General features: G+C 61.3%; 17 protein-coding genes. All 17 read right to left on the bottom strand.

Annotation, left to right across the window (positions count from 1 at the left end; all coding sequences use genetic code 11):
- Positions 1-469 precede the first annotated feature (469 nt).
- Entirely contained in the window at positions 470-1153 is a 684-nt protein-coding gene (locus ACX3P0_RS02400; protein WP_459086273.1) for an ABC transporter ATP-binding protein, read from the bottom strand.
- Positions 1150-2436: a lipoprotein-releasing ABC transporter permease subunit gene (locus ACX3P0_RS02395; protein ID WP_459086271.1), complete on the bottom strand. Its 1287-nt coding sequence runs from the start codon at positions 2434-2436 to the stop codon at positions 1150-1152. The genes ACX3P0_RS02400 and ACX3P0_RS02395 overlap by 4 nt, the downstream gene beginning before the upstream one ends.
- A complete protein-coding gene (proS, locus tag ACX3P0_RS02390; RefSeq protein ID WP_459086269.1) occupies positions 2433-3761 on the bottom strand; it encodes a proline--tRNA ligase in 1329 nt (442 codons plus the stop codon). Before proS ends, ACX3P0_RS02395 begins: the two co-directional genes overlap by 4 nt.
- 536 nt (positions 3762-4297) lie before the next feature.
- Positions 4298-4561, bottom strand: a complete 264-nt coding sequence (locus ACX3P0_RS02385; protein ID WP_459078388.1) for a DUF1467 family protein — start codon at positions 4559-4561, stop codon at positions 4298-4300.
- Positions 4558-4962: a methylmalonyl-CoA epimerase gene (gene mce, locus ACX3P0_RS02380; RefSeq protein WP_459086268.1), complete on the bottom strand. Its 405-nt coding sequence runs from the start codon at positions 4960-4962 to the stop codon at positions 4558-4560. Before mce ends, ACX3P0_RS02385 begins: the two co-directional genes overlap by 4 nt.
- A 35-nt stretch (positions 4963-4997) precedes the next feature.
- Positions 4998-6668, bottom strand: a complete 1671-nt coding sequence (locus tag ACX3P0_RS02375; protein ID WP_459086266.1) for a ribonuclease J — start codon at positions 6666-6668, stop codon at positions 4998-5000.
- A 77-nt stretch (positions 6669-6745) separates the two neighbouring features.
- Complete coding sequence (locus ACX3P0_RS02370) at positions 6746-7567, bottom strand: biotin--[acetyl-CoA-carboxylase] ligase (protein WP_459086264.1); 822 nt, start codon at positions 7565-7567, stop codon at positions 6746-6748.
- 8 nt (positions 7568-7575) lie between these two features.
- The gene (gene nuoN, locus ACX3P0_RS02365; protein WP_459078392.1) at positions 7576-9009 is read right to left on the bottom strand and encodes an NADH-quinone oxidoreductase subunit NuoN; all 1434 of its coding nucleotides are present in this window, start codon (positions 9007-9009) and stop codon (positions 7576-7578) included.
- An 11-nt stretch (positions 9010-9020) separates the two neighbouring features.
- Positions 9021-10526: an NADH-quinone oxidoreductase subunit M gene (locus ACX3P0_RS02360; RefSeq protein ID WP_459086262.1), complete on the bottom strand. Its 1506-nt coding sequence runs from the start codon at positions 10524-10526 to the stop codon at positions 9021-9023.
- Complete coding sequence (nuoL, locus tag ACX3P0_RS02355) at positions 10526-12499, bottom strand: NADH-quinone oxidoreductase subunit L (RefSeq protein WP_459078394.1); 1974 nt, start codon at positions 12497-12499, stop codon at positions 10526-10528. Before nuoL ends, ACX3P0_RS02360 begins: the two co-directional genes overlap by 1 nt.
- A gap of 3 nt (positions 12500-12502) precedes the next feature.
- Positions 12503-12811: an NADH-quinone oxidoreductase subunit NuoK gene (nuoK, locus tag ACX3P0_RS02350; RefSeq protein WP_459078395.1), complete on the bottom strand. Its 309-nt coding sequence runs from the start codon at positions 12809-12811 to the stop codon at positions 12503-12505.
- A gap of 1 nt (position 12812) precedes the next feature.
- The gene (locus tag ACX3P0_RS02345; RefSeq protein ID WP_459078396.1) at positions 12813-13433 is read right to left on the bottom strand and encodes an NADH-quinone oxidoreductase subunit J; all 621 of its coding nucleotides are present in this window, start codon (positions 13431-13433) and stop codon (positions 12813-12815) included.
- Positions 13434-13664: 231 nt separating this feature from the next.
- Positions 13665-14156 carry an NADH-quinone oxidoreductase subunit NuoI gene (nuoI, locus tag ACX3P0_RS02340; protein ID WP_459078397.1) on the bottom strand — a complete coding sequence of 164 codons (492 nt, stop codon included), beginning with the start codon at positions 14154-14156 and terminating at the stop codon, positions 13665-13667.
- Entirely contained in the window at positions 14156-15199 is a 1044-nt protein-coding gene (nuoH, locus tag ACX3P0_RS02335) for an NADH-quinone oxidoreductase subunit NuoH (protein ID WP_459078398.1), read from the bottom strand. The genes nuoI and nuoH overlap by 1 nt, the downstream gene beginning before the upstream one ends.
- A gap of 2 nt (positions 15200-15201) precedes the next feature.
- Entirely contained in the window at positions 15202-17283 is a 2082-nt protein-coding gene (gene nuoG / locus ACX3P0_RS02330; RefSeq protein ID WP_459086260.1) for an NADH-quinone oxidoreductase subunit NuoG, read from the bottom strand.
- Between the two features lie 73 nt (positions 17284-17356).
- Positions 17357-17872, bottom strand: coding sequence for an NADH-ubiquinone dehydrogenase (locus tag ACX3P0_RS02325; RefSeq protein WP_459086258.1), 516 nt, complete (start codon positions 17870-17872; stop codon positions 17357-17359).
- 2 nt (positions 17873-17874) lie between these two features.
- Positions 17875-19179, bottom strand: coding sequence for an NADH-quinone oxidoreductase subunit NuoF (gene nuoF, locus ACX3P0_RS02320; protein ID WP_459086256.1), 1305 nt, complete (start codon positions 19177-19179; stop codon positions 17875-17877).
- Positions 19180-19183: the final 4 nt, after the last annotated feature.

Genomic DNA, 19183 nt, shown 5'->3' with positions numbered 1-19183 from the left:
GCCATCGAGACGAGAAAGGTACTCATGCACACCAGCGAGACGACATCCTGAACCAGATCGCTCATAACTCTCTCCTGTTGTTGTTATGTTTTCACTTTGTTCTAGTTTTGTTCAAATGTCAAATGCTTTGCGCGTGGCCGGGCGCTGAGCGGGCAGAGCCGGAGGCCATGGTAAAGAAAGCGTAAGTTGAAGCTTTGATGCGGTGACTTGCGAGGGAACCAAAAGCCGGGCGGGAGAGCCTAAGCCGGGCAAGACCGCCAAAGATCGGCTTGCGGGTCACATATGAAATCCGGCGCGATCAGGCCGCAGCCGGATTTTAACCGTCGCCGATGCCAGCGCTAAAGCATCGGACCGAAAAATGGTGACCGGTTTCGGATTGATCCGATGCTCGACCAAACCGTCAGAGTGCCGTGCGTCCGATTGGACGCAGCGCGCTCTATGTTCAGCGGAAAATAATTATCCGCACCGTTTATAGCGGCACGACTTTTCCGTCGGCCAGGGTAACGCGGCGGTCCATGCGCTCGGCCAGGGCAAGGTTATGCGTGGCGATCAAGGCTGCGAGCCCGGACTGCCGGACCAGAGCCTCCAGCGCCTCGAACACATAGGACGCCGTCACCGGGTCGAGATTGCCGGTCGGCTCATCCGCCAGCAGCACCAGCGGCGCATTGGCGACGGCACGTGCAATCGCCACCCGTTGCTGTTCGCCGCCCGAAAGCTCGGACGGCCTGTGGGCGGCGCGCTTGCCGATCTGCATATAGTCGAGCAGCTGCGCCGCCCTTTCGGCGGCCACGGGGCGCGTAAGCCCCTTGATCAACTGCGGCATCATGATGTTTTCCAGCGCCGTGAATTCCGGCAGCAGGTGATGGAACTGATAGACAAAACCGACATCGTTGCGCCGGATCGTGGTGCGCTGCTCGTCGTTCAGCCGGCCGCAGGCACGCCCGGCCAGCATGACATCACCGGCGTCCGGCCGTTCCAGCAGGCCCGCCGTATGCAGCAGTGTCGATTTTCCGACGCCGGAGGGCGCCACCAGCGCGACGATCTCGCCACGATGCAGCGAGAAATCAGCGCCGTTCAGGATGGTAAGCTTGCGCGCGCCCTGCACGTAATGGCGTTCGACCGCCTTCAACTCGATAATGGCTTCTGCCATCATTCGTACCTCAGCGCTTCGACCGGATCGAGTCTGGCTGCGCGCCAGGCGGGAAACAGCGTTGCCAGGAAGGACAGCCCCAACGCCATCAGCACGACCGAGAACGTTTCGGAAAAATCCATCTTTGCCGGCAACTGGCTCAGGAAATACAGCTCGGGATTGAACAACACCGTGCCCGAAACCCAGGAAAAGAACTCCCGTATCCGCTCGACGTTAAGGCAGATCACGACGCCCAGCGCGACGCCCGCCAGCGTTCCGGTCACGCCGATCGCCGCCCCGGTCATCATGAAGATGCGCAGAATAGCGCCGCGCGAAGCGCCCATGGTGCGCAGGATGGCGATGTCGTGCCCCTTGTCCTTTACCAGCATGATCAGGCCCGAAATGATGTTCAACGCCGCCACCAGCACGATCAGCGTCAAGATCATAAACATGACATTGCGCTCGACCTGAAGGGCGGAGAAAAAGGTCTGGTTGCGCTGGCGCCAGTCGGTCAAAAATATCTGGCGCTGCGCCGCCTCCTCCACCTTCGGTTTCAACGCATCTATGTCGTCGGGATCGTCGACGTAGATCTCGATGGTCTGCGCCTTGTTCTCCATGTTGAAATAGAGCTGCGCTTCCGAAAACGGCATGTAGATGATGGAACTGTCATATTCCGACATGCCGACCTCGAAGATCGCGGTGACCGGATAGCCCTTCATGCGCGGCGTGGTGCCGAGCGGCGTCACGTCGCCGTCCGGCGAGATCAGCGTGATCATGTCACCGAGCACCAAGCCGAGGCTTTCCGCCATGCGGCTACCGATGGCGACGCCCTCGCCGCTGTCGAAACCGACAATCGAACCCTGCTTGATATTGTTGGCGACGATGGCGATCTTGCCGAGATCCTCGCCGCGGATGCCGCGCACCAGGGCGCCGGTGCCGCTGCCTACATTGCCTTGCGCCAATACCTGCCCATCGATCAGCGGAATGGCGTATTTCACGCCGGGAACACCGTTGATGCGGGTTGCGACGGCAGCGTAATCTTCAAGCGGCATGTCGATCGGCGTCACGATCAGGTGACCGTTCACGCCAAGAATGCGAGACAGCAATTCGGCGCGAAAACCATTCATGACCGCCATCACGACGATCAGCGTGGCGACACCCAGCATGATGCCGAGAAACGAAATCGAGGCGATGACCGAGATCACCGTTTCCTTGCGCCGCGAACGCAGATAGCGCCATGCCACCATGCGCTCGAATACCGAAAACGGGCCTGCCGCCGCCTGTTTCGCCACAGCAGCTTCGCTCATGCGATTGCACCGAAACGCTGGGCCACGGCTGCAATCGGCAGCGTCTCGCGCTCGCCCGTCTTGCGGTTCTTGATCTCGACTTCACCGGCCGCCACACCGCGCGGGCCGACGATGACCTGCCATGGCAGGCCGATCAGGTCGGCGGTCGCGAACTTGCCGCCCGGCCGCTGATCGGTGTCGTCGTAAAGCACTTCCTTGCCGGCGGCGACCAACGCGGCATGGAGTTCGCTTGAAACCCGGTCGCATTCGGCATCGCCCGCCTTCATGTTGATGAGGCCAATGTCGAACGGCGCGATCGATTCCGGCCAGATGATGCCGCTGTCGTCGTGGCTGGCTTCGATGATCGCGGCAATCAGCCGCGAAGGCCCGATGCCGTAAGAACCCATCGACACGAAATGATCCTTGCCGTCCGGGCCAGTCACCTTGGCGCCCATGGCCTTCGAATATTTGTCGCCGAAGTGGAAGATGTGACCGACCTCGATGCCACGCGCCGAAAGCCGGTCGCCTTCCGCCACCTTGGCCCACGCCGCTTCGTCGTGCATCTCGTCGGTCGCGGCGTAAGGGGTCGTCCACTTCGTGACGATGTCGCCGATCGAGGCATCGTCGGAAAAGTCGGTGTTTTCTCCGGGCACGGGAAGGCCGAGATAGTCGCGATGGCAATAAACCTGGCTTTCGCCGGTGTCGGCCAGAATGATGAATTCGTGGCTGAGATCGCCGCCGATAGGCCCGGTGTCGGCGCGCATCGGAATTGCCTGCAATCCCAGACGGGTAAAGGTGCGCAGGTAGGAAACGAACATGCGGTTATAGGCCGCCTTCGCACCCTCGAAATCGAGGTCGAAACTATAGGCATCCTTCATCAGGAACTCGCGCGAGCGCATCACGCCGAAACGCGGCCGCACTTCATCGCGGAACTTCCACTGGATATGGTAGAGATTGAGCGGCAGATCCTTGTAGGATCGGACGTAGGAACGGAAGATTTCCGTCACCATTTCCTCATTGGTCGGGCCAAAGAGCATGTCGCGCTCGTGCCGGTCCTTAAGCCGCAGCATCTCCTTGCCATAGTCGTCGTAGCGGCCACTTTCGCGCCACAGATCGGCCGACTGGATGGTCGGCATCAGGATTTCCAGTGCGCCGGCCCTGTTCTGCTCCTCGCGCACGATTGCACAGACCTTGTCCAGCACCCGCTTGCCCAGCGGCAGCCAGGAAAAACTGCCGGCCGCCTGCTGGCGAATCATGCCGGCGCGCAACATCAACCGATGCGAGATGATCTCGGCTTCACGCGGATTTTCTTTGAGGATGGGCAGGAAATAGCGCGACAAACGCATGATATCGTCCGTGACTGAGGATGGCGGCGCAGGAATCGGGCCACCGAAGCTTGCTTGCATGGGCTTCATAGCCATTTCATGGCGGGATGGGAACCCGCACCGGGCGCGGCAATGTCGCCGGCTTCGCCCATCCTATGGTCGAAGCGCCGAGGGCGATTCATTGTGCGATGCAACACATAAAAGCTTGTTTCAAAGCAATATTTTTCGTGACTCCGGCGCTCGGGTTAGTTTAGTGTGCCCCGATAACCGAGAGGGCAGAGACAAATCTGCTCTCCTACGCGGTCAAAGTCTTGGGAGGATGCGATCTAGGCGCGGTAATTCGCAGCCGCCGTTTGTGGAAACAGATCGGACGCGTTTATTTGCAAGGCTTCGTGCCTTGCTTTTTTTTGGCGGCTATATCCAGTTCAGAGCGCCGTGCATCCAAAAGGACGCCCGAATATTTCGGGATGCTCTAATGCTTTGATTGAGTGGTGGCACAATCCGAAAGCCGGCAACTAACCGCTTTTCGGTCCGATGCTCTGGCGCAGTGGATTACTTCAGACCGGTACGACGCGCGGAATATCGTCGAAGCCTAATCCAAGCCCGTGCGTCACCCACCAGAAAATGCCCATGATGACGCCGGCGATAAGGGTCGTCCGCACAATCGCACGCCGCATATGCGGCCCACGCGGCGCACTCGACACGGTACCGAGCGTCACGTTCTGGTCGTCGTCCTGCGTTGTTACGCTGAAGGGCAGGACCGCGAACAACACGGTCCACCAGGTGATGAAATACAAGGCCGCGAAAGAAATCCAGCTCATGCCTGCTCCAATTCGACCAGTGTACCGAAAAGATCCTTCGGATGAAGGAAAAGCACCGGCTTGCCATGCGCGCCGATCTTCGGATTGCCGTCGCCCAGAACCCGCGCTCCACCGGCTTTAAGTCGGTCGCGCGCAGCCAGTATATCGTCTACCTCATAGCAGATATGGTGCATGCCGCCTGATGGATTCGTTTCCAGGAATGCGGAAATCGGCGACCCTTCGCCCAGCGGCGACAGCAATTCGATCTTGGTGTTGCCGACATCGACGAAAACCACCGTCACGCCATGTTCGGGCAAGTCCTGCGGCGCGGTCACGCTGGCGCCCAGCGTATCTCGATAGAGTGCAATTGCCGCCGAAAGGTCCGGTACGGCAATCGCCACGTGATTCAGGCGTCCAAGCATTTTTCGCCTTTACGGCCTTGTCCTCGCCGGCAGTTTTACCTCGTGACGAACACCGTCACCACCGGCTTCTTACCCCAGGCTTCGTTGGCAGCGCTACGCACCGCGCGCCGAACGGCTTCTTGTATCATGTCCAGGTCTTTTCGGCGCTGCCGGGGTATGGAGTCTACGGCGCCGATTGCCGCATCGAGCATCAAATCTTCCAGCGCCTCGCCGCGCCGGTCGACTTCCGCCACGCCGATCGAGACCAGATCCGGGTCGCCGGCCAGTTCGTATTTCTCGTCCAGCACGACATTGACCACAACATGGCCGGCAAAGGAAAGCTTGCGCCGGTCCTTGATGCCCATTGCCTGCTCGGTGCCGATCAGCCGCCCGTCCTTGTAGATGCGCCCGAAAGGAACCTTGTCGATAATGGCTGCCGGTCCGGGCGCCAGCCGCAGCATATCGCCGTCGCGCACCTGCGCCACCTGGCCGATACCGGACATCGCCATCAGCGAGCCTTGCGCGGCCAGGTGCGCCGCCTCGCCATGCACCGGAACGCCGATCTGCGGGCGCACCCATGAATACATCTGCTTCAATTCGCTGCGGCGCGGGTGGCCGGAAACATGCACCAGCGCATCGCCATCCTCGATGATCTTCATGCCGAGATCGATCAGGCCGTTCTGGATCGCCAGGATCGCCTTCTCGTTGCCCGGAATCGTGCGCGACGAGAACACCACCGTATCGCCGGCCGTCAGCGCCACCGCCTTCATTTCGCCGCGCGACAGTTTTGCCAGCGCAGCCAGCGGCTCACCCTGGCTGCCGGTGCAGATGATGACGAGATTTTCGCGCGGGATGAACCCGAAATCTTCCTCGCTGATGAATTCCGGCAGACCGTCCAGATAGCCGAGTTCACCGGCCACATCGATGACGCGTTTCAACGAACGGCCAAGCACCAGGCACTGGCGCCCGGCATCGCGCGCCGCCCTGGCGATGGAAACGATACGCCCGACATTGGAAGAAAAGGTGGTAACGGCAACTCGCCCCACGGCCTTCTGGATCACACCCTTGATGCCCTCGCCCACCGCCTGCTCGGAGGGCGAGTCGCCTTCCCGCATCGCATTGGTGGAATCGCAGATCAACGCCAGCACGCCCTTGTCGCCATAGGCGCGGAAGCGCGCCTCGTCGGTCATCGGCCCGACGGTGGGTGCCGGATCGATCTTCCAGTCGCCCGTGTGGATGACGGTCCCCAACGGCGTTGTGATCGCCAGCGACATCGGCTCGGGAATGGAGTGCGCGACAGGGATCGCCTCGATCTCGAACGGACCGACGGTGAATTTTTCGCCGGCCCGGAAAATCGTCACGGGAATTTTCGGTGCATTGTGCTCGCCCTGCCGCTTGGCGTCGAGCAGGCCGGCCGAGAACGGCGTCATCCACACCGGTGCCTTCAGCTTCGGCCAGAGGTCGAGCAGCGCGCCGTAGTGGTCTTCATGTGCGTGCGTGATGACGATGCCGCGCAACTTGTCGAGATGCCGCTCGATGAATTGCGTATCGGGCAGCACCAGGTCGACGCCGGGCAGCGTTGCATCCGGGAAGGTCACGCCGACGTCGATGACGATCCATTCGCGGGCATTGGCCGGACCGTAGCCATAAAGAGCGAAGTTCATGCCGATCTCGCCGACACCGCCAAGCGGCACGAATACGAGATCGGTTGTGGTTGCTTTCGCCATTGTCTTTCCTTTTCTGGCCGGCCGGACCGAGGGGCCTGGCACTGGCCTATAAATCTGGGGCCGATAATTCTCGCCGTTCAGGCGTGGGCGGAGGCAACCGCTCCGAAATGCACGTCGCCCGCCGCGATCGTCAGAACCGAACCCTGGTCGTCGCGGATCACGAACCGGCAGTCTTCGTCAATCGTCTCAAAAGTCCCGCGCACTACCTTGCCATCCAGTCTAACGGCAACCTGTCCGCCAAGCCCCGCTGCCCGCGCCAGCCAGCGCTCGCGAATGGCACCGAGACCACGCCCGTCATTCCAGAGGCGCGCATTGGCGCTCCAGGCATCCGACAGCGCCAGGAACAACGTTTCCGCATCGCACTCGGCACCAAGCGCATGAAGCGAAGTTGCCGGATAAGGCAAATCCGGTGGATAAGCCACCACATTGACTCCGATCCCGACGGCAACCGCCAATCGCCCGCCATCGAGCATCGATGATTCCAGCAATATTCCGGCAAGCTTGGCGCCCGAAGCCAGAACGTCGTTCGGCCATTTCAGTTCGAAGCGGTTTTTTCCAGCGCTTGCCCCGTCAAGGCCGATCGCGATGCGCCCCTTGGGAACCACCGCGTCAAGCGCATCGGCCAGCGCCAGCCCGGCGACGAAGCCCAGCGTCGCGGCAAGCCGGAGATCGCCTTCGAAGCGAAGCAACAGCGTTGCGGCCAGATTGCCGTGCGGCGTAGCCCATACGCGGCCGCGCCGCCCCCGCCCGCTTTCCTGCTGTTTGGAAACGACCCAGAGCTTACCGGGGTCGCCTGCCCGCGCGTGATCGAGCGCCAGCGCATTGGTCGACCCTACCGTTTCATGGGCTTCAAGGCGGAACCCTTCCGCCTCGCAGGGTGGAGCCAGGCGAAATGCCATGCCGCCCGTCAGAAGAAGCTCTTGGCTGCAGCCTGCGCCAAGGTGCCTATAGGCCCGCCGATCAGCACGTAAAACAGAACGAAAGCACCCGAAAGACCAAGAACCACCCGCAATTCGCCGGCCATCGGCACGAAACCGCCAACGGGCTCATCGAACCACATGATCTTGATGATCCGCAGATAGTAGAACGCGGCAACCACCGAGGTCAGCACGCCGATGATCGCAAGGGCATAGAGGCCGGCATTGATAGCGGCGAGGAACACGTACCATTTCGCCCAGAACCCGGCGAGCGGCGGAATGCCGGCCAGCGAGAACAGGAGGATCGTCAGCATCGTTGCCATGACAGGATTGGTGCTCGACAGGCCGGCAAGGTCGTCGATCTTTTCCACCGGCCCTTCCTTGCGGCGCATGGCAATGATGAACGCGAAAGTGCCCAGCGTCATCGCCACGTAGATCAGCATGTAGATGACGACGCCGCGCACGCCGTCCTGGCTGTTGGCCGAAAGGCCGACTAGCGCAAAGCCCATATGACCGATCGAGGAATAGGCCATCAGGCGCTTGAAGTTGCGTTGCCCGATGGCGGCAAACGAGCCGACCGCCATCGAGGCGATGGACACGAAGACGATGATCTGCTGCCAGTCGGCGGCGGCGGGCTCGAAGGGAGCCATGACGAGGCGCAGGATGAGCGCCATAGTCGCCACCTTGGGCGCCACCGCGAAAAAGGCGGTCACCGGCGTCGGCGAGCCTTCGTAGACGTCCGGCGTCCACATGTGGAACGGGGCGGCGGAAATCTTGAACACCAGGCCGGCCAGGATGAACACCAGGCCGAACAGCACGCCGACCTGCCGCTCCGCACCGACCGCATCGCGGATCGTGGCGAACTCGACCGAGCCGGTGTAGCCATAAATCAGCGAGATGCCGTAGAGCATCATGCCGGTGGCGAGCGCGCCGAGCACGAAATATTTCAAGCCGGCTTCGCTCGAACGCAGGCTTTCGCGGTTGATCGCGGCGACAATATAAAGTGCCAGTGACTGCAACTCGAAGCAGATGTAAAGCGCGATCAGATTGTTGGCCGACGCCATCAGCATCATGCCCAGCGTCGAAAGCATGACCAGCACGGGATATTCGAACGTGTCGAATTTCTCCGCCTTGGCGAAGCCGATGGACATGATGAGTGTCACGCTTGAGCCGATCAGCGTCAGCACCTGCATGAATCTGGCAAACGGATCGCTGACGAACGCATTGTTGAAGGCATAGCCGTCGCCGGTGAACAACACGATCCAGGCACCGGCGGCAGCCATCACAAGGACCGCCAGCGTGGTGACAAGCGTACTGGTATTGCCGCGCGCATAGACGCCGACCATCAGCAGCGCCAGCGCACCGACTGCGACGATCAGCTCGGGCGTGGTGAGCGAAAGACTGAAATAAAGGTCCGGCGTCATAGTTCCCCCGGTCAGTTCGCCGCCGCGGTCTGCGCGGCTTCAATGGATGCAGTAACGTTGGTGACGAGGTTGTTGACCGATTGGGCCGTCGCATCGAGCACCGGCGCCGGATAGACGCCGAAGAAGATGATGAGGATCACCAGCGGGTAGAGGATCGCCTTTTCACGGAGCGACAGGTCCAGCATGCCCTTCAGGCTTTCCTTGGTCAGCGCGCCGTAAATGATGCGCCGATAAAGCCACAGCGCATAAGACGCTGAGAGGATGACGCCGATGGCCGCCAGAACCGCAACCCACGTATTGACGCGGAAGGCGCCGAGCATCGTCAGGAACTCGCCGACGAAGCCGGAGGTGCCGGGCAGGCCGACATTGGCCATGGTGAAGATCAGGAACGCGACCGCATATTTCGGCATGGTGTTGACCAGCCCGCCATAAGCGTCGATTTCGCGCGTATGCATCCGGTCGTAGATGACGCCGACACACAGGAACAGCGCGCTGGAAACCAGGCCATGCGACAGCATCTGGAAGATCGCGCCCTGCACACCCTGCTGGTTGGCGGCGAAGATGCCCATGGTGACGAAGCCCATATGCGCCACCGACGAATAGGCGATCAGCTTCTTCATGTCGTCCTGCATCAGCGCGACCAGCGAGGTGTAGAGAATGGCAACCACCGAAAGCGTGAAGACCAGCGGCGCGAACATGTCCGAGGCAAGCGGGAACATCGGCAGCGAGAAGCGGATGAGACCGTACCCGCCAAGCTTCAGCATGATGCCGGCAAGGATCACCGACCCCGCCGTCGGCGCCTCGACGTGGGCGTCGGGCAACCAGGTATGCACCGGCCACATCGGGATTTTCACCGCGAACGAGGCGAGGAAGGCCAGCCACAGCCAGGTCTGCATCGATGCCGGGAAATTATGCGTCAACAGCGTCGGAATATCGGTCGTGCCGGACTGGAAGAACATCGCCATGATGGCGAGCAGCATCAGCACCGATCCGAGCAGCGTATAAAGGAAAAACTTGAACGAGGCATAGACGCGCCGCTTGCCACCCCACACGCCGATGATGATGAACATCGGGATCAGGCTGCCTTCGAAGAACACGTAGAACAGCACGATGTCGAGCGCACAGAACACGCCAACCATCAGCGTTTCCAGCAGCAGGAACGAAATCATGTAGGCTTTGACGTTCTTCTGGATCGTCTCCCACGAAGCCAGGATGCACAGCGGCATCAGGAACGTCGTCAGGATCACGAACAGCATCGAAATGCCGTCGACGCCCATATGGTAGGAGATGCCGGAATCCAGCCAGGCGTGCTTCTCCACCATCTGGAAGCCGGCCTGCGAATTGTCGAAGCCGATCCAGATGAACAGCGAAACGATGAAAGTGACGGCGGTGGTCAGCAGCGTGATGGCGCGCACGTTGCGGCGCGCGTTCTCGCTATCGTCGCGAATGAGCAGCACCAAAAGCACGCCCACCAGCGGCAGAAACGTCACCGTCGATAGAATTGGCCAGTCGGTCATCAGAGCATCATCCAGGTGACGAGAGCCGCAACGCCGATCAGCATGGCGAAGGCGTAGTGATAGAGGTAGCCGGTCTGCAGCTTGACCACGCGGTTGGTGACGTCGATGACACGCGCCGAAATACCGTCAGGCCCGAGCCCGTCGATGATCCTGCCGTCGCCTGTCTTCCACAGGAAGGTGCTGAGGCGCTTTGCCGGCCGCACGAACAGGAAGTCGTACAGTTCGTCGAAATACCATTTGTTGAGCAGGAAGGCGTAAAGGCCGCGATGCTGCGCCGCGAGGTTCTTCGGCATTTGCGGATCGCGGATATAGAACTGGTACGCCAAGAGGAAGCCGATGACGGTGACGACGATCGGCGCCAATTGCACCCACAACGGCACTTCATGCATGGCATGCAGCACGTGGTTGTCCGGCAGCGTGAACAGCGACGCCTTCCAGAACTCGGCATAGCCCTCGCCAATGAAATAGTGGGCAAAGAGCACACCGGCAAACAGCGAGCCTGCGGCCAGGATGTACAGCGGCACCAGCATCACCGGCGGCGATTCGTGCACATGGTGCATGACCTCGTGGCTGGCGCGCGGTTCGCCGTGGAAGGTCATGAAAATCACCCGCCACGAATAGAAACTGGTGAAGCCGGCCGCGATGACCAGAAGCAGGAAGGCAAAGCCGGCCATCGAGTTCTGGCCAACGAAAGAGGCCTCGATGATGGCGTCCTTGGAGAAGAAGCCGGCGGTGCCGATGATCGTCGCCGGAATGCCGACGCCGGTCAGCGCCAGCGTGCCGATGATCATGGTCCAGTAGGTGGATGGGATCAGCTTGCGCAGGCCGCCCATCTTGCGCATGTCCTGCTCGTCCGACACCGCATGGATGACCGAGCCGGAGCCAAGGAACAAAAGCGCCTTGAAGAAGGCGTGCGTGAACAGGTGGAAGATGGCGACGCCATAGGCGCCGACGCCCAGCGCCACGAACATGTAGCCGAGCTGCGAGCAGGTCGAATAGGCGATGACACGCTTGATGTCGTTTTGCACCAGGCCGACCGTCGCCGCGAAGAAGGCGGTAATCGCGCCGATAAAGGTCACGATCAGGAGCGCCGTGTGCGAAAGCTCGAACAGCGGCGACAGGCGCGCCAGCATGAACACGCCGGCGGTAACCATGGTTGCCGCATGGATAAGCGCCGAAACCGGCGTCGGGCCTTCCATGGCGTCCGGCAGCCAGGTGTGCAGCGGCACCTGCGCCGACTTGCCCATCGCGCCCATGAACAGGAGCAGACAAACGATGGTAATGGCCGCCTGCTTATCGAGCATGTAGCCGAGGAAATTCAGCACCGCAGCCCCCTCCGGCGCACCCTCGGCCGGCAGATACGTCGCGGCATTGGCGAAGATGGTGCCGAGATTGAGCGAGCCGAACAGCACGAACACGCCAAAGATGCCGAGGATGAAGCCGAAATCGCCGACACGGTTGACGACGAACGCCTTGATGGCGGCGGCATTGGCGGTCGGCTTCTTGTACCAGAAACCGATCAGCAGATAGGAGGCGAGGCCGACGCCCTCCCAGCCGAAGAACATCTGGATCAGATTGTCGGAGGTCACCAGCATCAGCATGGCGAAGGTGAACAGCGACAGATAGGCGAAGAAGCGCGGCCGGTTCGGATCGTGGTGCATGTAGCCGATCGAATAGATGTGAACCAGCGCCGACACGGTGTTGACCACCACCATCATGACCACGGTCAGCGTGTCGATGCGCAGCGCCCATGCCGCGTCGATGCCGCCGGACTGGATCCAGCGCAGCACCGGCACGGTGAACACTTCCGTATTCGAAAAACCGATGGAGAAGAAGGCGACCCACGACAGCACCGCCGAGATCACCAGCAGGCCGGAGGTGATATATTCCGACGCCTTGGCGCCAAGCGGCGTGCCAAACAGGCCGACGACTAGAAAGCCGATAAGGGGAAGAAAGACTATGGCCTGATACATTCCTCAGCCCTTCATCATGTTGACGTCTTCGACCGCGATCGAGCCGCGATTGCGGAAGAATACGACGAGAATGGCAAGCCCGATCGCGGCTTCCGCAGCAGCGACCGTCAGTACGAACAGGGTGAACACCTGCCCGACGAGATCGCCCAACACCGAGGCGAACGCCACGAAATTGAGGTTCGCGGCCAGCAACAGAAGCTCGATCGACATCAAGATGACGATGACGTTCTTGCGATTGAGAAAGATGCCGAAGATGCCGAGCGTGAACAGCACGGCCGAAAGGGTCAGGTAATGTCCGATGCCGACGCTCATGTCAGATACCCTTCCCCGTCACAACCTTCTTGATTTCGATTGCCGTTTCCGGCGTGCGGGCGTTCTGCGTCGGAATATGCTGGCGCTTGACGTTCGGCTTATGGCGCAACGTGAGAACGATGGCGCCGATCATGGCGACGAGCAGAACCATGCCCGCGATCTGGAAGAAAACGAGATAGTCCGTGTAGATGATGTCGCCGAGCGCCGCCGTATTCGAGCGCACCGCGAGGTCTGGAATGGGGTGGGAGGCGACGGCGTCGATCTTCGGCGAAAACACATAGCCGCCGGTCACCACGATCAATTCCACGGCCAGAATGAGGCCGACCAGCGCGCCGATGGGCGCATATTGCAGCGCTCCGCTCTTGAACTCGGCAAAGTCCACATCCAGCATCATGATGACGAACAAAAACAGCACCATGACCGCGCCGACATAGACGATGAGCAGGATCATCGCCAGGAATTCAGCGCCCGCCAGCATGAACAGCCCGGCCGCGTTGAAGAAGGTGAGGATGAGGAACAGCACGGAATGCACGGGATTGCGCGAGGCGATGACCATAAAGGCCGACGCCACCGCGACAAAGGCGAAGAGGTAGAAGAAGGCCGCCTCTAGTCCGTTCAGCATGGGTTCCCCCGGGTTCCTGTCCGGCAAAGCGCCAGCGCCCTGCCCGTCTACAATGCCTCGTACCGCCTCCGGTAGCGAAGCCGCGTGTTCCTAGCGCATGTTCCGATCCGGTTCAAAGACCTGAGCCGAAAGAAACATGCACAACTCAAAATTCAGGGGATGGGCGTGTCCGAAAGGTTCGCAAACTCTTCGGCTTCATCTTCCAGCCATGTCCCCTGTACGTCCGATTTGTCAGCGATACGGAGCGTCCAACTCCATATTGCGCGCCAGTTCGCGCTCCCAGCGGTCACCGTTCGCCAGAAGCTTGTCCTTGTCGTAATAAAGTTCCTCGCGCGTTTCCGTCGCGAATTCGAAGTTCGGCCCCTCGACGATCGCGTCCACCGGGCAGGCTTCCTGGCAGAAGCCACAATAAATGCACTTCACCATGTCGATGTCGTAGCGCACGGTGCGGCGCGTGCCGTCGTTGCGGCGCGGTCCGGCCTCGATGGTGATCGCCTGCGCCGGGCAGATTGCCTCGCACAGCTTGCAGGCGATGCAGCGTTCTTCACCGTTCGGATAGCGGCGCAAGGCGTGTTCGCCACGAAAACGCGGGCTGATCGGCCCCTTCTCGTGCGGATAGTTGATCGTTTCCTTGGGCGCAAAGAACTGGCGCAAGCCGAGTACGTAGCCGGCGACAATATCCTTGAGAAGCAGCGATACCGCCGCCTGACTGAACCCGGACATCAGGCAAATCCCGTCAATTTGAGAAACGCGGCCGTTGCCACGACCATGAACAGCGAGATCGGCAGGAACACCTTCCAGCCGAGCCGCATCAACTGATCGTAGCGGTAGCGCGGCAGCACCGCCTTGGCCATCGAGAAGATGAAGAAGACGAAGCACACCTTCAGCACGAACCAGATCACGCCCGGAACCCAGGTGAACGGCGCGAAGTCGAAGGGCGGCAGCCATCCGCCGAGGAACAGGATGGTGGTCAGCGCGCACATCAGCACGATGGCGACATATTCACCGAGGAAGAACAGCAGGAACGGCGTCGAGGAATACTCGACCATGTGACCTGCCACCAGTTCCGATTCCGCCTCCACGAGGTCGAAGGGCGGCCTGTTCGTCTCGGCCATCGCCGAGATCATGAAGATGATGAACATCGGAAACAGCGACAGCCAATGCCAGTCGAGCAGCGTATTGGGCAGGCCAAGGCGCGTTCCGAGCCCATCCTGCTGCGACAACACGATATCCGACAGGTTGAGCGACCCCACGCAGAGCAGCACGGTGACGATGACGAAGCCGATCGAGACTTCATAGGACACCATCTGGGCTGCCGAACGCAGCGCGCCGAGGAACGGATATTTCGAGTTGGACGCCCAGCCGCCCATGATCACGCCATAGACTTCGAGCGAGGAGATGGCGAGCACGAACAGGATGCCGACATTGATGTTGGCTATGGCCCAGCCGGCATCGACCGGGATCACCGCCCATGCCGAGATCGCCAGCACCGCCGATACCAGCGGGGCCAGCAGGAACACGCCCTTGTTGGCGCCGGAGGGAATGATCGGTTCCTTGAACACGAACTTCAAAAGATCGGCGAACGCCTGCAGCGTGCCCCAGGGGCCGACGACATTGGGACCACGGCGCAACTGCACCGCTGCCCAGATCTTGCGGTCGGCGTAGAGAATATAGGCCACGAAGATCAAAAGCACGACGATCAGCACGACCGACTTCAACAGGATGATCAGCGCCGGCAGCACGTAGAAGGAGAAAAACGTATCCATGTTTATTCCGCCGCCTGCTTGAAGCCGTTATGGGCCAGAGCGGAGCACTCCGCCATTACCGCCGAAGCGCGCGCAATCGGGTTGGTAAGATAAAAATCCCTGATCGGCGAGGTGAAAGCCCCTTTACCAAGCTTTCCGCCCAGCTTCGCCACCTTGGCGATATCGGCCTCGTCTCCTGCGGCGATCTGGTCGATGCGGGCGAAATGCGGGAATTCCGCATAAAGCTGGGCGCGAAGCTGCGGCAGCGAATCGAACGGCAGTTTATGGCCGAGCACATCCGACAGTGCCCGCAAAATCGCCCAGTCCTCGCGCGCGTCGCCGGGCGCGAAACCGGCGCGGCTTGCGTGCTGCACGCGGCCTTCCGTGTTGACATAGGTGCCCGACTTTTCCGTATAGGCCGCGCCCGGCAGGATGACGTTGGCGCGGTGCGCGCCGGCATCGCCATGCGTGCCGATATAGACGACGAATGCGCCGCCGGTCCTGGCCATGTCGAGTTCGTCCGCACCGAGCAGAAACAGGACTTCGGTGCCGCCGAGCATGGCGGCAACGTCCTTGCCGCCCTCGCCCGGGACAAAGCCCAGATCGAGGCCGCCGACGCGCGCCGCAGCCGTATGCAGCACGGCAAAGCCGTTCCAGTCCGCGCGGCTGGCATTGACTGCTGTGGCGAGCTTCGCCGCCTGGCCCAGCACCGCCGCACCGTCGGCACGCGCCAATGCGCCCTGCCCCACGATAATCAGCGGATGGCTGGCTTTCTTGAGTGTCTGGAAAAACTTGCCGTTGCCATCGGCCAGATCCTTCAGCGATTCGGGGCCGGCGCCCAGTTGTTCGTAGTCATAGCGCGTGTCGCCGATATCGCCGATGACACCGACCGGCAGCGGGCCGGCGCGGAAGCGCTTGCGAATTCGCGTGTTGAGCACGGAAGCCTCGAAACGAGGATTAGCGCCGATGATCAGCACGGCATCAGCTTGCTCGATGCCCTCGATGGTCGAGTTGAAGATGTAGCTTGCCCGGCCAAGCGCTGGATCGAGCGCCGCACCGTCCTGCCGGCAATCAAGGTTCGCCGATCCCAGCGACGCCATCAACTGCTTCAGCGCATACATTTCCTCGACGGCGGCCAGATCGCCGGCAATCGCACCGATCTTGTCTGGCGAAGTTTTTGAGACGGCGTCCTTGATCGCGGAAAACGCCTCGGCCCAGCTAGCCGGCACCAGCTTGCCGTCCTTGCGCACATAGGGCCGGTCAAGGCGCTGCGTGCGAAGGCCGTCCCAGATGAAGCGGGTCTTGTCGGAAATCCATTCCTCGTTCACCTGCTCGTTGATGCGCGGAAGGATGCGCATCACTTCGCGGCCACGCGAATCGACACGAATGGCCGAACCCACCGCATCCATCACGTCGATGGATTCGGTCTTGGTCAATTCCCACGGACGAGCCTGGAACGCATAGGGTTTCGAGGTCAGCGCGCCGACCGGGCACAGGTCGATGACGTTGCCCTGCAACTCGGAAGTCATCGCGCTTTCGAGATAGGTGGTGATCTCGGCATCCTCGCCACGGCCGATCAGGCCAAGCTCGGAAATGCCGGCCACTTCCGTGGTGAAGCGGACGCAGCGCGTGCAGTGGATGCAGCGCGTCATGATCGTCTTGACCAGCGGGCCGATATATTTGTCCTCGACCGCGCGTTTGTTTTCCTTGTAGCGCGAGCCGTCGGTACCGAACGCCATCGCCTGGTCCTGCAGGTCGCATTCGCCGCCCTGGTCGCAGATCGGGCAATCGAGCGGATGGTTGATCAGCAGGAATTCCATCACGCCTTCGCGGGCCTTCTTGACCATCGGCGTATTGGTAAAGACTTCCGGCGGCTCGCCATTCGGGCCAGGGCGCAGATCGCGCACTCCCATGGCGCAGGAAGCCTGCGGCTTGGGCGGCCCGCCCTTCACTTCGACCAGGCACATGCGGCAGTTGCCGGCAATCGACAACCGCTCGTGGAAGCAGAAGCGCGGCACTTCCGCACCCGCCTCTTCCGCCGCCTGCAACAGCGTGTAGTGGTCGGGTACCTCGATCTCTTTCCCGTCGACCTTGAGCTTAGTCATGTCGCCTCAAACCTCTGCGGACATTCCGCAATTCTTCTTCTCCGCAGCCACCGAAGCGGCCAGCGGCAGCAATTCAATGTTTCGTTCCAGCCAACGCCGCAGCCTGACCGATCCAATCGTCACGAACGATTCGACCGTTGAAGCCAAGTGTCTCTTCCGTCGCCTCGATCTCGTCGGGTGTCCACGCGGCAATCTGCCCGTAAGACCGGATGCCGAGCCCGTTCAGAACCTGCTCCAGCTTCGGCCCGACACCCGAAATCGCCTTCAAATCATCGGCTGCACCCAGTTTGTCGGCCGGTATCGACTGACGAACATCCTCGGCCAGAACGTCCGCTTTGACGCGCTTGGACTTGGTCACGACTTTCGACGGCTTCGCCACCTCAGTTGGCTGCCCGGCAGCTTCCGGGTCGAAAAACTGCTTGGACACGCCTGCCGCGCCCGTCATAGCACCCACCCAGACGCCGAAGGCATGGCTGGCAAGCCCGATGCCGAACGCCGACATCGCCACAGCACCCGCAACAGGATTCGCGAGCAGGTCGACAGCGTTAGCGACCTCCTTCGGCAAAATGTCTTTCGTGTCCTTCGTCATCGTCACTCCGCCGCCACCAGCACCGGCTCGGCCTGGTGCGCATTGCGCGAAAACTCGTCGATACGCCGTTCCACTTCGCCACGGAAATGCCGCATCAGGCCCTGGATCGGCCACGCCGCCGCATCGCCAAGCGCGCAGATCGTATGGCCTTCCACCTGCTTGGTGACGTCGAGCAGCATGTCGATCTCGCGCTTTTGCGCCTGACCGACCACCAGCCGCTCCATCACCCGCCACATCCAGCCGGTGCCTTCGCGGCACGGCGTGCACTGGCCGCAGCTTTCGTGCTTGTAGAAATAGGACAGGCGCGCGATCGCCTTCACGATGTCGGTCGACTTGTCCATGACGATGACGGCTGCCGTACCGAGGCCCGACTTGAGATCGCGCAGGGCGTCGAAATCCATCGGCGTATCGATGATCTGCTCGGCCGGCACCAGCGGCACCGAGGCTCCGCCCGGGATAACCGCCAGCAGATTGTCCCAGCCGCCGCGAATGCCGCCGCAATGCGTCTCGATCAGTTCGCGGAACGGGATCGACATCGCTTCTTCGACCGTGCACGGATTGTTGACGTGGCCGGAGATGCAGAAAAGCTTGGTGCCGGCATTGTTGGGGCGGCCGAACGACGAGAACCAGGCCGCGCCGCGCCGCAGGATGGTCGGGGCAACGGCAATGGATTCGACGTTGTTGACCGTCGTCGGGCAGCCATAGAGGCCGACATTGGCCGGGAATGGCGGCTTCAGCCGCGGCTGGCCTTTTTTGCCCTCAAGGCTTTCCAGCAGCGCCGTTTCCTCGCCGCAGATATAAGCACCGGCGCCGTGGTGCATGTAGATATCGAAATCATAGCCGGACGTGTTGCCCTTGCCGATCAGCTTGGCCGCATAGGCCTCGTCGATGGCGCGCTGCAACGCCTCGCGCTCGCGGATGAACTCGCCGCGCACATAAATGTAGGCGGCAACCGCGCCCATCGCGAAACCGGCGAGCAGGCAGCCTTCGACCAGCGTGTGCGGATCGTGGCGCAATATATCGCGGTCCTTGCAGGTGCCGGGTTCGGATTCGTCGGCATTGACGACAAGGTAGCTCGGGCGGCCGTCGCTCTGCTTGGGCATGAACGACCATTTGAGACCGGTCGGAAAGCCCGCCCCGCCGCGCCCGCGCAGGCCGGACGCCTTCATCTCGTTGACGATCCACTCGCGGCCCTTGGCGATGATGCCGGGGGTATTGTCCCATGCGCCACGCGCCATCGCGCCGGCCAGCGACGTGTCGAACCGGCCGTAGATATTGGTGAAGATGCGGTCTTTGTCCTGAAGCATTTTT

The organism is Mesorhizobium sp. A556 (genome assembly GCF_054489545.1).
The sequence above is the reverse complement of the archived record's forward strand: the minus strand, read 5'-3'. Positions and strand labels throughout refer to the sequence as shown.

Coding starts and splice junctions, on each gene's coding strand:
- nuoI (WP_459078397.1), bottom strand. CDS start 14,156: ATGTCCGGGTTCAGTCAGGCGGCGGTATCGCTGCTTCTCAAGGATATT.
- nuoG (WP_459086260.1), bottom strand. CDS start 17,283: ATGACTAAGCTCAAGGTCGACGGGAAAGAGATCGAGGTACCCGACCAC.
- nuoH (WP_459078398.1), bottom strand. CDS start 15,199: ATGGATACGTTTTTCTCCTTCTACGTGCTGCCGGCGCTGATCATCCTG.
- ACX3P0_RS02360 (WP_459086262.1), bottom strand. CDS start 10,526: ATGACCGACTGGCCAATTCTATCGACGGTGACGTTTCTGCCGCTGGTG.
- nuoN (WP_459078392.1), bottom strand. CDS start 9,009: ATGACGCCGGACCTTTATTTCAGTCTTTCGCTCACCACGCCCGAGCTG.
- ACX3P0_RS02375 (WP_459086266.1), bottom strand. CDS start 6,668: ATGGCGAAAGCAACCACAACCGATCTCGTATTCGTGCCGCTTGGCGGT.
- ACX3P0_RS02325 (WP_459086258.1), bottom strand. CDS start 17,872: ATGACGAAGGACACGAAAGACATTTTGCCGAAGGAGGTCGCTAACGCT.
- ACX3P0_RS02385 (WP_459078388.1), bottom strand. CDS start 4,561: ATGAGCTGGATTTCTTTCGCGGCCTTGTATTTCATCACCTGGTGGACC.
- mce (WP_459086268.1), bottom strand. CDS start 4,962: ATGCTTGGACGCCTGAATCACGTGGCGATTGCCGTACCGGACCTTTCG.
- ACX3P0_RS02370 (WP_459086264.1), bottom strand. CDS start 7,567: ATGGCATTTCGCCTGGCTCCACCCTGCGAGGCGGAAGGGTTCCGCCTT.
- proS (WP_459086269.1), bottom strand. CDS start 3,761: ATGCGTTTGTCGCGCTATTTCCTGCCCATCCTCAAAGAAAATCCGCGT.
- nuoL (WP_459078394.1), bottom strand. CDS start 12,499: ATGTATCAGGCCATAGTCTTTCTTCCCCTTATCGGCTTTCTAGTCGTC.
- nuoF (WP_459086256.1), bottom strand. CDS start 19,179: ATGCTTCAGGACAAAGACCGCATCTTCACCAATATCTACGGCCGGTTC.
- ACX3P0_RS02395 (WP_459086271.1), bottom strand. CDS start 2,436: ATGAGCGAAGCTGCTGTGGCGAAACAGGCGGCGGCAGGCCCGTTTTCG.
- nuoK (WP_459078395.1), bottom strand. CDS start 12,811: ATGAGCGTCGGCATCGGACATTACCTGACCCTTTCGGCCGTGCTGTTC.
- ACX3P0_RS02400 (WP_459086273.1), bottom strand. CDS start 1,153: ATGATGGCAGAAGCCATTATCGAGTTGAAGGCGGTCGAACGCCATTAC.
- ACX3P0_RS02345 (WP_459078396.1), bottom strand. CDS start 13,433: ATGCTGAACGGACTAGAGGCGGCCTTCTTCTACCTCTTCGCCTTTGTC.